Origin of the sequence: Chryseobacterium sp. YIM B08800 (assembly GCF_026163565.1) — a bacterium.
GTDB lineage: Bacteria > Bacteroidota > Bacteroidia > Flavobacteriales > Weeksellaceae > Chryseobacterium.
The window spans coordinates 1-12,846 of sequence record NZ_JAPDKN010000010.1 but is presented as its reverse complement, the minus strand read 5'-3'; the positions used below and the strand labels follow the sequence as shown (position 1 = coordinate 12,846).

Here is a 12,846-nt window from a genome sequence, read left to right as displayed (position 1 = left end):
TGGGACGAATTAGAGAAAATCATTGTTAACGAAATCATAAAAAACTTTGAGTGTAAAAGCAAAAAAACATCTCGGTCAACACTTTTTGACCGACGAAAATATCGCCAAGAAAATTGTAGAAGGACTGAGCTTTGAAAACTACGGAAACGTACTCGAAGTAGGCCCCGGAATGGGAGTTCTTACCAAATATCTTATTGAAAAAGAACAAAAAGTATATCTTGCAGAGATCGATACAGAATCTATCGAATATCTGAAACAGCATTACGAAAAAATAACTGAAGAAACCTTTGTAGGGGATTTTCTAAAGCATGATTTTGCAGGTTTAGAAAATGAGCAAATCGCAATTATCGGAAATTTTCCTTATAATATTTCGTCACAGATTTTATTTAAAATCATTGATTATTATGAACAAATCCCTGAAATGGTAGGAATGTTCCAGAAAGAAGTTGCAGAGAGAACTGCCGCTGTACCAAGAACAAAAGATTACGGAATTTTGTCTGTTTTAATTCAGGCTTACTATGACGTAAAATATCTTTTCACCGTACATGAAAATGTTTTTAATCCGCCACCGAAAGTAAAATCGGGAGTGATAAGACTAACCAGAAATCCTAAAGAAGGTCTTGCCGGAAATGAAGTTTTGTTTAAACAAATCGTAAAAGCAGGATTTAATCAGAGAAGAAAAAAATTATCTAATGCACTGAAAATTTTAAATATTCCTGAAGCTTTAAAAACTCATGAATTTTTAGATAAAAGAGCTGAAGAGCTCAGTGTAGCAGACTTTATTTCTTTCACTACACTTTGGAAAGAAAATCAGTAAACAAAAAATGCCTTTCAAATTCTGAAAGGCATTTTTCTTTATTTAATTGTGAGAATTACTCTCTGTTTTTCAACATAATCCAACCCGATTGATTCATTTGGGTTTTAGACTTATTGTATTCAAAATTAAATTTGTACCAATATGTTGCAGTCGGCAATCTCTTCCCTCCTACAGTTCCGTTCCAGATTGGTGTTTCTTTTGAGAATCTAAACATTTCTACACCGTATCTGTCGTAGATAGAACCATTGAAGTTCTTATATTTTGCCAAAGAAGTAAGATCTAAGACATCATTTACCCCATCCTGATTTGGTGTAATTACATTATTAATATGAAGGGTAAAAAAGTCTATAGAACCATTACAACTAGTTCCTTTAATTCTAACTCTTACTGTGTAATTTGTATTATTTAAAAGACCTGGGAAAACATTAGAGTCCTGCCAAACAACACCATCAATAGAATATTCAAGAGTCTGTGCAATATTATTGATTGTAGGTGTATAAGCGGTTACCGTAAGTGTATTATCAGAATAATTAAGATTTGTTACATACGGTAAAGCTGCTGCATGTACTTTAACTTTAAACTCATCTTTACAAATTCCATTATCGATTTCCACACTGTAAATACCCAACTCGTCGGCAACTATTGTCTGAGTAGTTGCACCTGTATTCCATAGATAAGTATAATTATTTCCAGCTCCTGCATCCAAAACAATAGTGTCTCCCATACACATTTCTACATCTAAAAGAGGAGTTGTAATTGCAGGGACAACTTCTATTCTTACTTTTGCAGGTTGAAGAGATTTACAACCCTTTGTTCCGATTGCATACACTGTAAATTCGGTAGATTGATGTAATGTAACAGTCTGTGTATTTCCACTTCCTCCAAAATTACCCCATTGATAAGTTACCCCACCTGAAGCTGTAAGTGTAACAGTTTCACCGGCACAAATTCTAAACTGAGAAGAAGTAAGTTGTGCAACAGGAGTTACTTCCCTTTGTAAAGTAAGTTCCACAAGTCTACTACAAAAACTACCATTAGAAACGACAACATGTAAAATCTGTCCATCTGTACCATTGTAATCATAAATATTTGCAATATAACTGTTGTTTTGAGCTAATGCATCTGCTTGGTTTTCATAAAAACGAAATGTTGCAGTTTGCCAATCATTACTTATAGCAGGTTTTGTCGCATTTAAGTTAAATGAAGTCACATCCGGTGTGGTACATAATAAATAGTTTCCATTATGTGCTTCAGGAGTCGTTCCACCGTGAATAACAATTGACGCACTTCCCGGACAAGGATTTCCGGGAACACTTACTTCAATTTTATATGTTCCGGGCTGGGTTGCTGTAATAGTATTTGTAGTAGCATTGGGTATTACTACTCCATCTAAAAACCATTTATAATTTAAATTTGGACCACTGGTTGATGCCGTTATTACTTGTGGTTCATTATCGCAAACATTAATTTCTGCCGGTAATTGAGCTCCCGAAGGATCCAATAAATTTACCCCAATATCAAAAGAGCCTGCTTCTAAAAAAACAGCAGACCCGTAATTATCATCTCTCGCATCTGCAATAATCATTTTTATATGATAAGATTGTCCCGGAATTACCGTAGCTTCAGCTGTAAGAGGCGCTGTAGTACCATTATAATTTGTTGCATTTGGAGCTAAAGAGCCAAAATATTGAGCATTAATCGGTCCGCAAGAAAAACTTCCCGGAAGAATATTAGGCACAGAAACAGGTCCTGCACCTCCAGGTAAAACTGCTAAATTTGTATAAGTAGATCCCGGAGTATTGGGTTTTAGCAATAAAGCAAAAGCATCATCATATTGTAATGGCGGACAAGGATAACTTCCTGTATATTCTTCTGAAGCAAAAATATATCTGAACTTCATCTGAGAACTCGTCGGTACAAAATCAAATTCTAAAACACCAGAATTATAAACCTGTGTTGTTACTCCAATTGCTGCAACAAGATCAGGATCAGCTCCACCTCCATTATCATCACTTAAGATGTTCCCTTCAGCAACATTCCCTGCTTTTCTGGCATAACCGGTTGTTAATATAATTCCTTCGTCAAAGGGGAATGTTGAAGTTGATTTATTAAAATACCCCCAAAACCTATCATTATTAGTAACCGGTTGATTGGGGCTGACTGTAACGTTAGAAATATTAGGAGTTCCACAAGAACCTGAAGTTCCTACCAAAACATCTGTAACTAATTGTGTGGGAGTATAATTGCTTTCAGGATAAGGAGGAACATTTACATCTATATAATCTCCCGCTTTAGCAGTTGCAGGGATGTTTTTTTTTGCTGGAGGCCTTGCTGTTTGAGCGTAAGTAAAATTTGCCGAGGCTAATAGAAATAAAGAAAACCGCAGTATATATCTCTTCATAATAATTTTGTTTCAACAAATTTAATTTTTTTTTACATTTATCACATACATAACTCTACTTTTTATAATATTTAAAACTTATTTAAGCTTGATTACAATTCCCTAATTATTCAAAAAAAACAATAATTTCCAGACAATAAATGCTAAAATTTGAATATTTGCCAAAACTAATTCAGGGAAATCCTCAAGAGAAAAATAAAAGATATAAGAGACATTTATTTTAATAATATCATTAAAAATATACATTTAAGAAAAACCAACTTTCTCCTGCAAAATTCATTTTAAACATCTACAAAAATGTGACTTTCAGAATTCGATTAATTTCACGATTTTTGCAAATTCAAAATACGATATGTCAGACTTAATCAAAGAAATAGAAAAAAGAAAAACCTTCGGAATTATCTCTCACCCGGATGCCGGAAAAACCACACTTACTGAGAAATTACTACTTTTCGGGGGTGCAATTCAGGAAGCTGGTGCGGTAAAATCCAACAAAATAAAAAAAGGAGCCACTTCCGACTTTATGGAAATTGAAAGACAGAGAGGAATCTCGGTGGCAACTTCCGTGTTGGCTTTTGAATACAGAGATCATAAAATTAACATTTTAGATACGCCGGGTCACAAAGATTTTGCTGAAGATACTTATAGAACTTTAACGGCGGTAGATTCTGTTATTGTTGTAATCGACGTTGCAAAAGGGGTTGAGGAACAGACCGAAAAATTGGTTCAGGTTTGTAGAATGAGAAACATTCCGATGCTGGTTTTCATCAATAAGCTTGACCGTGAAGGGAAAGATGCTTTCGATTTGCTGGATGAAGTTGAACAAAAATTAGGGTTAACTGTTTGTCCGCTTTCTTTACCGATTGGTATGGGTGCAGATTTTCAGGGAATTTACAATATCTGGGAAAACAATATTCAGTTATTTTTAGAAGAGAAAAAACAGAAAGTTGGTGATGCGATTAAGTTTGATGACATTAATGATTCTAAAATTGATGAAGTTATCGGCGAAAAAGCAGCAAAAAATCTAAGAGAAGAACTCGATTTGATACAATCTGTTTATCCTGAATTTAATCGTGAAGATTATATGAAAGGAGATTTACAACCGGTTTTCTTTGGTTCTGCTTTAAATAATTTTGGAGTTCGTGAATTGTTGAATGCCTTCATCGACATCGCTCCAATGCCACAACCAAAAGAAAGTGATACTCGTTTGGTGAAGCCTGAAGAAAGCACTTTCACAGGATTTGTCTTCAAAATTCACGCAAATATGGATCCTAAACACAGAGACAGACTTGCTTTTGTGAAAATTGTTTCGGGAACTTTCAAAAGAAACGAAAATTATCTGTTGGTAAGAGAAGGTAAGAAAATGAAATTCTCTTCTCCAAACGCCTTCTTTGCAGATAAAAAAGAAGTAGTTGACGAAAGTTTCCCTGGAGATATCGTCGGACTTCACGACACGGGAAGTTTCAGAATTGGTGACACTTTAACGGGTGGCGAAAAGCTGAGCTTCAAAGGAATCCCTAGTTTCTCTCCGGAACATTTCAGATATATCAATAACAACGATCCTTTAAAGGCAAAACAATTAGCAAAAGGTATTGATCAATTGATGGACGAAGGTGTTGCTCAGTTATTTACACTTGAAATGAACAACAGAAAGATCATCGGAACGGTTGGTGCGCTTCAATACGAAGTTATTCAATATCGTTTAGAACACGAATATGGCGCAAAATGTACTTATGAACCACTTTCTATGCACAAAGCTTGTTGGGTAGAAGCCGATGAAAAATCTGAAGAATTCAAAGAATTTGCGAGATTGAAACAAAGATTCTTAGCAAGAGATAAATATAATCAACTAGTTTTCTTGGCAGACTCATCTTTTACGATTCATATGACACAAGAAAAATTTCCGAATGTGAAATTGCATTTTATCAGTGAATTTAAAAATGCTTAAAAAAGTAATTTAAGCTAATAAAAAATAAAACCCGTTAAGTTTAATTGCTTAACGGGTTTCTTATTTTAAATATTTCTATTGATTATCTATTCAGCATGAGTAATTTTTTAACAATTTTCTCACCTGCCAAATCAACTTCAATCATGTAAGTTCCAGATGGTATGCCTGTTAAATTAATTTTTTCTAAATGCTCAGAAAAGAAAAGACGGTTTTTCTTAGGAACAACAAGTTTTCCATCCATTGAATAAATAGTATATGAGAATGGATATGGAGCTTGTGGTGTAAGTCTAGGGAAATCTAACTTAATGTAAACATATCCGTCGTTTGAAGGAATAGGATAAATCATCAAACCATCATAGATAGGAGAAGGTGCAGCTCCAGGTGTTCCTGGAGTTCCCGGTGTTCCAGGCGTTCCTGGATTAGGTGGTATTACAACAGCAGAAGAATTAATCGTAAAGTTCTGTAAATTAACATTGAAAAAGATATTATTCAACCCCTTCACCATAATTCTCGCATTGTTAACCGTATTACCAAGACCACCCGGAACTGTATAATTATATGTTCCGTTATTTGGTGCACTTGCTACCAAAACAGTCGGCCATGTAAGTCCTCCATCTTTTGATAAAAGAATAGTTACATTTGGCGTACTCACAGGGGCAGCTGTAGTATTGGCTACATTCCAAGTTATAGTATAAGACTGTCCTTCAGTCCAAACAACACCAGCTGTATTTTGTGAAGTTACGGTAAACGGTCCTGCGCCTGCATTTACTGTAACAACCATATCATCGGAATTGTTTCCGGAACCTCCCGCTCTGTTGTCACGAGTTGTAAATCTGAAATTATATGTTCTAGCAACATTCGACAAAGCTTCTACAACAATAGGTGAAGCTGTACCAACAGGACTTGAGGTTGTAGTTGCTCCTACAAGTGTTCTATCTAATGATGGAAAATATCTGAACGGAACTGTTTGTGGGGTGAATGATCTGAAAGTAGGACCCGATGCTTTCGTTGCAGTTGCTGCAGAGTTTGCTCCTGTTTGCCCGGTAACCGCATTATCCATTTGTTCCCAAATATATGTCAAAGCATCCCCGTCTCCATCAGAACCCGTTCCTGTAAGCTTAAATGGAGTTCCTTTCGGAATGATATAATCTAATCCTGCATCGGCTGTAGGAATTGTATTTCCTGTATTTGTACTTACCGGACAAGTTTTAGTTTTAATATTATTTGTAATCTGCTGAATACTTATCGCATGGAAAAATGGATCTGAATTCATTTGAACGTTCTGACCCGTAATCCCTGCGTATCCCATAATTGTAGATCCTGAACCCGGTTCCATATTTACTCCCGTTCCTTCAAGGTTCATAGAAAATGTATGGTTTCCACCAAACTGATGCCCCATTTCATGAGCTACATAATCGATATCGAAAGTATCGCCCGATGGAATACCATTTGCCGGAGAAGTATACCCGCTTCCTTTTGTACCATTTGTACAAACACAACCAATACAACCTGCATTTCCACCACCTCCGGTAGCTCCAAACAAGTGACCTATATCGTAATTTGCTTCACCAATTGTTGCAGTTAAAGTATTTTGTAACTGAGCATTCCAGTTATTCATCTGTGCTGAAGGAGAATAAGGGTCTGTAGCTGCATTTGTATAAATTACAGCATTATTATTCGCAATGATAATCATTCTCGCAGAGAAATCTTTTTCAAAAACTCCATTTACACGGGTCATTGTATTGTTCATTGCTGCTAATGCTCCCGCTACTGTTCCACCAAAATAGGTTGTATATTCACCGGTACAAGATAAAGCCAGTCTGAAAGTTCTCAATTTTCCGTCATCAGCATTTGGTCTTGCAGTAAGGCTTGAGTTATTAACACCTTTTTGAGCAACATCAAGTACTGTACACTCAAATTTATCTAAATCCGCTTTTTTGTCTGATTTTTTATAAACAACATACGTTGAAAGGTCTTTAGTATATGGCTCGATAAAAACGGCAGATTTATCTCCATAAATTTCCATTGAAGACAACCCCAACGGAGAAATACTGAAGTAAATAGTAGAACTAGCGTCTTCAACACCTACTCCAACATACGATTTGATGTCCGGATATTTTGCAGCTAATTCTGGAGCAAAGTTTGAATTTTCTCTTACTTTAAAATCTTCAAGGTTACCATTAGAATTTGGAAAAGAAACGATAACATCAGATTTCCCTCTAACAGCAAACCTCGCAGGCGCTTTTGCTAAAGCATTCTTTAAATTATCAAAATCAAGATTATAAATTCTTGGGTGAAGAATGCTGGTCTTATTTTCAAATATTTCCGAATTCGTTTTTTGAGACACTTCCTTCCAAAGTCGGCTTGTTTGTGCTAAAAAAACATTGGAAATAAGAAATATTCCCATCACAAGTAGTTGTTTTTTCATATAGATTTTTTCTTTTTTTTAAACATTAAGATGTATCAATTATAGCTGAAAGAATATTTTATTTCGATTTCAAAATTAGATTTTTCATCTCAATATTCTTCGTTATCTAATTTAGAAATTATTTTCTTTTTCTTTTAATAATTCACTATTGCTGTATTGTTTTTTCTTTTATTTCAGTTTTATAATAATTACTTTATCATCAAAAAACTGTTTGTTATTATGCCACTGAAACTTATAAAAAACGACAATACTACAAATCACGGGTCTTTCATTACGAAAGTCTTAAAAAGCAAAGGTAAATATTATTATATTTCTAACGAATATTTTCTTTTAACATTTTTAACATTTAACTAAAATTTTTGTAAAACGCTTACAATAATTTTACAATTACTTGATTTCCAATAAAATAAAATTTTACTGAAACCATACATTTCTTTTACAAGTATTACAAAAACTTCACTCTTAATTTTACTTCAACAAAAAAAATAATCTTATGAAAAAGTTCATTGTATTAGTTGCAGCATCAAGCGTATTTGTAATGTGTAAAAAAGGTGAAGCAACGCAGCCTCAATTAGAAAATGCAATCAGCAGCGCAGATAGCGCTGTTGCAAATGTTAGTGAGAAAATCAATTCAGTTAATAATCAAGCAGAAGCGGTATTTGATTCGGCAAGTATTAAAATTAAAGATTTTGAAAATACAAAAAGCGAAGCGGTTCAAAAGATGGAAGCAACCTCAAAAAGTATTGATTCTTTATCTGAAAAAATCAGCAGCATGAAGCTTGAATCAAAATCGGAAAAGAAAGATTCTCTTCAAAAAATTGTAGTAAACGTTCCGGCTCCGAAAGTAATTAAAGAAACTAAAATTATTTATAAAGACAAACCAAAACCCGTAGAAAAAGTTTCCTTAAATAGAATGCATAAAACCGGAGTTTTGGAACTCAATGTAAACGATGCAGAAACTGCCAAAGAAACCGTAAAAGAGCTGGTGAAAAAATATGACGGATTTGTAAAAAGTGAAAATATCTCTCTCAATAATAACGATACCAAAATTGCTTATCTGAAAGTAAAAGTTCCGATTCAGAAATTTGATTATCTGATGGATGACCTTAGTTTCAACATCGGAAATGTAGAAAATAAAGGAATCGATGTGAACGGACAGGATTTTGTAAACAACACATTATGTGATATGGAAATTACACTTTATGGAACTTCAGAAGCGGCATTGGTAAACAGTAAACCCGAAACATTTGGTGGAAAATCTTTAGCAGCAGTATCTTCCGGATGGAATGTAATCACCTCTATTTTCTTGTTTATTCTTCCGTTGTGGCCTCTTTTTGTAATTGTGGGAATTGGTTACTATTTCTATAAAAAGAAAGGCAATAAATCGTCTGAAAACCAATCAAACTAGATTATCATTAAATTTTAAGTAAATTTTAAGAATACAAATGATGAAGTTTACGTTTTTCCTTTTAAATTTATCACTTCATAATTTTATTAATTTTGTGATTAGGTGTAAAAGAAAAGGCTCTCAATTTGAGAGCCTTTTCCGTTATTTCATGTTCACTATCTTATCTACAACATATCTTGTGTTTCCTCTCCAAGGAAGTGCTCCTTTGTATTCTTTATAATGAAGATCAAAGGTTTTACCACTGTTGAGTTCCAGTTGTTTGAAAACTTCCGGATCAGAAACAGAAAACTCAAACTCATAGCTTGTAATTGTTCCTGTTTTACCTTTTCCAAAACCTTCCTGGATTAATTTGCCTTCGTAAGTTTTAAAAACATAGCCTTTTTTGATGGCATAATTAAGATATCCTGACTTTACACCTTCTCCGAAAACGAAGAAAAACTTATACCAGATGAAAACTCCCACAAGAAGTAAAACGACTCCTAAAGTAATCCACAAAGATTTTTTCATAAAATAGTGTTTGATGTTTTTTAATTATTTAGAAATACTTCTAGAAATCACAATTTTTTGGATTTCAGAAGTTCCTTCATAAATCTGAGTGATTTTTGCATCACGCATCATTCTTTCTACGTGATATTCTTTCACATATCCGTATCCACCGTGAATTTGTACAGCTTCAATTGTAGTATCCATTGCAACTTGAGAAGCGTATAGTTTTGCCATTGCTCCACTTTCAGAAATATCTTTTCCGGCATCTTTTTCACAAGCCGCTTTAAAGCAAAGCATTCTTGCAGCCGTGATCTGAGTTGCCATATCTGCTAATTTGAAAGCAATTGCCTGGTGATTGATAATTTCAGTTTTGAAAGCCTTTCTTGTTTTAGCATATTTCAATGCCAATTCGTAAGCTCCAGAAGCGATACCCAAAGCCTGAGAAGCAATACCTATTCTACCACCGTTCAAAACAGCCATTGCAAAATTGAATCCGAAACCGTCTTCACCAATTCTGTTTTCTTTTGGTACTTTTACGTTGTTGAAAATCAAAGAATGCGTATCACTTCCTCTGATTCCTAATTTATCTTCTTTTGTTCCGATTTCGAAACCTTCCCAACCTTTTTCAACGATAAATGCGTTGATTCCTTTATGTTTTTTCTCAGGATCAGTTTGTGCAATTACAATATAGTAAGATGCAGTTCCACCGTTTGTGATCCAGTTTTTGATCCCGTTTAAAAGATAGTAATCTCCTTTATCTTCAGCAGTAGTTTTCTGAGAAGTAGCATCAGAACCTGCTTCAGGCTCAGATAAAGCAAAAGCTCCAATTACCTGCCCACTTGCAAGAGGAGTAAGATATTTTACTTTTTGCTCTTCAGAAGCAAATTTTTCAAGACCTGCACAAACCAAAGAGTTGTTTACAGACATTACCACAGCAGCAGAAGCATCAACTTTTGCGATTTCTTCCATTGCCAAAACGTAAGAAACGCTGTCCATTCCTGCTCCACCGTATTTTGGGTCAACCATCATTCCTAAAAGTCCCATCTCCCCCATTTTCTTCACTTGCTCAGCCGGAAACTTCTGATCACGATCTCTTTCAATTACTTCTGGTAAAAGTTCGTTTTGTGCAAAATCTCTTGCTGCCTGCTGAATCATCAGCTGTTCTTCTGATAAATTAAAGTCCATAAAATTTTCTATTATATGGTGGCTAATTTACACTTTTTAAGTAAATCTGAAAACAGATTCATTAATTGGGAGTTAATCAAGGTTTCAGGCAGATTTGTAATTATTCAGAAGATATTATTTTAATTTGAATTATTAAAAGTATTATGACATACATTTTATTAAATTCTAAACAATTATAACTTATTTCCGTAGTTAAAAAAAATTCTTATATTTAAAATCCTAACTATTATTTGAAAATTATGTCAATCAAAAGATTATTCGATATACCTCATTATGCTTTAGAGCATCTCCCTAAAAGCGATATGTTTGTCACCAAATACCACGGTGAATGGAAAAAAACCTCTACACAGGAGTTTATCAATCAGGGAAATAAGATTTCGAGAGGTCTTTTAAAGCTGGGCATCAAACCTGGTGATAAGATTGCATTGATCACAACAAATTCTCGTACAGAATGGGCAGTGATGGATCTCGGACTTTCGCAAATAGGTGTGGTTTCTGTGCCGGTTTACCCAAGTATCTCGCCCGAAGACTACGAATTTATCTTTAATAATGCCGAAATTAAGTACTGTTTTGTTTCTGATAAAGAATTACTTGCCAAAGTAATGAAGATTAAACACAATGTTCCAAGCTTACAGGGTGTTTTTACTTTTGATAACGTGAGCGGAGCAGCGAACTGGAAAGAAATTCTTGATCTGGGTGAAGACGATTCTACCCAAATTGAAGTGGAAGATCTTTCTAAGGCAATCAATACCGAAGATTTGGCAACTTTAATCTATACTTCCGGAACTACAGGAAAGCCAAAAGGTGTAATGTTGACTCACGAAAATATTGTTTCTAATGTTTTAGGCTCAATTCCGAGAATTCCAAAAAAGAAAAGTCTGGATTATAAAGATACACGAGTATTAAGCTTTTTACCTATCTGTCATATTTTTGAGAGAATGCTGTTTTACCTTTTTCAGTATAACGGTTTTTCAATTTATTTTGCTGAAAGTATCGAAAAAATGGGTGAAAACGTAAAAGAAGTAAAACCTCATTACATGAGTGTTGTTCCTCGTTTGGTAGAAAAAGTATATGATAAAATTTATAATACCGGATCTAATGCAGGTGGTTTAAAACAGAAAATTTTCTTCTGGGCTTTACAGTTAATTCAAAAGAAAAAAGAAGTTTCAAAACCTTCAGGATTGCAGGAAATTATAGCCGACAAACTGGTTTTCAAAAAATGGAGAGAAGGTTTGGGAGGCGAAATTATCACTTTAGTTTCGGGATCGGCAGCTTTATCCACAAGATTAAATTTGATGTTCCAAAATGCCGGAATTCCTATTTTGGAAGGTTATGGTTTAACTGAAACCTCACCCGTAATTTCTGTAAACTCTTTTGGAAAAATGAAAATAGGAACTGTGGGACATCCGTTGGATAATTTGACTGTAAAAATTCAGCCGGATGGAGAAATTACCGTAAAAGGACCTTCTGTTTTTAAAAGTTATTTTAAAAATGAAGAACAGACCAAAGAAGCATTCACAGAAGACGGATATTTTAAAACCGGAGACATCGGTCACATCGACAATGATGGTTTCTTGCAGATTACCGATCGTAAAAAGGAAATGTTTAAAACTTCCGGAGGAAAATATATTGCTCCACAAACGATTGAAAATTTAGCAAAAGCCTCGAAATTTATCGAGCAGATTATGGTTGTTGGTGACGGCGAAAAAATGCCAACTGCATTGGTACAACCCGATTTTGAATTTGCTAAAAACTGGGCAATGAGAAACAATTTAAGCATCGGTACAACTCCGCAAGAAATTGCAAAAAGCCCCGAATTAAAAGCAAGAATAGAAAAAGAAATTGATGATATCAACGAACATCTAGGAAACTGGGAAAGAATCAAGAAAATTGAACTGACACCAGAAGTTTGGGGAATTGAAGCGGGACTTCTTACGCCTACTTTAAAGCTGAAAAGGAAAGCGATTAAAGAAAAGTTTATTGATCTTTATAATAAGATGTATGAACATCATGAATAAATAATATGAAGCCGTTTCTGATTAGAAGCGGTTTTTTTATTTTAAACCTAAACAATTTTTGACCTAAATTCTTTTATATAAATTTTGTCATTCAGAGCGGAACGAAGTGAAGCGTGGAATCTAAGTTTTATTGTAAAATTATTTTATCCGTTTAA

At 34.4% G+C, this 12,846-nt stretch carries 8 protein-coding genes; 4 read left to right on the top strand and 4 right to left on the bottom strand.

Features of this window, described 5'->3' with window-relative positions; all coding sequences use genetic code 11:
* The first annotated feature begins 46 nt into the window (after nt 1-46).
* The gene (rsmA, locus tag OEW74_RS04985; RefSeq protein ID WP_265427453.1) at nt 47-817 is read left to right on the top strand and encodes a 16S rRNA (adenine(1518)-N(6)/adenine(1519)-N(6))-dimethyltransferase RsmA; all 771 of its coding nucleotides are present in this window, start codon (nt 47-49) and stop codon (nt 815-817) included.
* Nucleotides 818-872: 55 nt separating this feature from the next.
* On the opposite strand, the gene OEW74_RS04980 is transcribed toward rsmA, so the two are convergent.
* Nucleotides 873-3,218: a choice-of-anchor L domain-containing protein gene (locus OEW74_RS04980; RefSeq protein ID WP_265427452.1), complete on the bottom strand. Its 2,346-nt coding sequence runs from the start codon at nt 3,216-3,218 to the stop codon at nt 873-875.
* 352 nt (nt 3,219-3,570) lie between these two features.
* On the opposite strand from OEW74_RS04980, the gene OEW74_RS04975 reads away from it, so the two are divergent.
* Nucleotides 3,571-5,166, top strand: a complete 1,596-nt coding sequence (locus tag OEW74_RS04975; protein ID WP_265427451.1) for a peptide chain release factor 3 — start codon at nt 3,571-3,573, stop codon at nt 5,164-5,166.
* An 82-nt stretch (nt 5,167-5,248) separates the two neighbouring features.
* Here OEW74_RS04975 and OEW74_RS04970 read toward each other — a convergent pair whose 3' ends face one another.
* Nucleotides 5,249-7,594: a reprolysin-like metallopeptidase gene (locus OEW74_RS04970; protein WP_265427450.1), complete on the bottom strand. Its 2,346-nt coding sequence runs from the start codon at nt 7,592-7,594 to the stop codon at nt 5,249-5,251.
* Between the two features lie 493 nt (nt 7,595-8,087).
* Here OEW74_RS04970 and OEW74_RS04965 point away from each other — a divergent pair, with 493 nt between their 5' ends.
* Nucleotides 8,088-9,002 carry a DUF4349 domain-containing protein gene (locus OEW74_RS04965; protein ID WP_265427449.1) on the top strand — a complete coding sequence of 305 codons (915 nt, stop codon included), beginning with the start codon at nt 8,088-8,090 and terminating at the stop codon, nt 9,000-9,002.
* A 141-nt stretch (nt 9,003-9,143) separates the two neighbouring features.
* Here the strand turns inward: OEW74_RS04965 and OEW74_RS04960 are convergent, their stop codons facing one another.
* A complete protein-coding gene (locus OEW74_RS04960) occupies nt 9,144-9,509 on the bottom strand; it encodes a hypothetical protein (RefSeq protein ID WP_265427448.1) in 366 nt (121 codons plus the stop codon).
* Between the two features lie 24 nt (nt 9,510-9,533).
* A complete protein-coding gene (locus OEW74_RS04955) occupies nt 9,534-10,673 on the bottom strand; it encodes an acyl-CoA dehydrogenase (protein WP_265427447.1) in 1,140 nt (379 codons plus the stop codon).
* Nucleotides 10,674-10,912: 239 nt separating this feature from the next.
* Between OEW74_RS04955 and OEW74_RS04950 the strand changes: the two genes are divergently transcribed.
* Nucleotides 10,913-12,691: an AMP-dependent synthetase/ligase gene (locus OEW74_RS04950; RefSeq protein WP_265427446.1), complete on the top strand. Its 1,779-nt coding sequence runs from the start codon at nt 10,913-10,915 to the stop codon at nt 12,689-12,691.
* The last annotated feature ends 155 nt before the right edge of the window (nt 12,692-12,846 follow it).

Excerpts from the sequence above, each read along its gene's own strand:
- OEW74_RS04955 (WP_265427447.1), bottom strand. The coding sequence starts at position 10,673 with ATGGACTTTAATTTATCAGAAGAACAGCTGATGATTCAGCAGGCAGCA.
- OEW74_RS04965 (WP_265427449.1), top strand. The coding sequence starts at position 8,088 with ATGAAAAAGTTCATTGTATTAGTTGCAGCATCAAGCGTATTTGTAATG.
- OEW74_RS04980 (WP_265427452.1), bottom strand. The coding sequence starts at position 3,218 with ATGAAGAGATATATACTGCGGTTTTCTTTATTTCTATTAGCCTCGGCA.
- OEW74_RS04975 (WP_265427451.1), top strand. The coding sequence starts at position 3,571 with ATGTCAGACTTAATCAAAGAAATAGAAAAAAGAAAAACCTTCGGAATT.
- OEW74_RS04950 (WP_265427446.1), top strand. The coding sequence starts at position 10,913 with ATGTCAATCAAAAGATTATTCGATATACCTCATTATGCTTTAGAGCAT.
- OEW74_RS04970 (WP_265427450.1), bottom strand. The coding sequence starts at position 7,594 with ATGAAAAAACAACTACTTGTGATGGGAATATTTCTTATTTCCAATGTT.
- OEW74_RS04960 (WP_265427448.1), bottom strand. The coding sequence starts at position 9,509 with ATGAAAAAATCTTTGTGGATTACTTTAGGAGTCGTTTTACTTCTTGTG.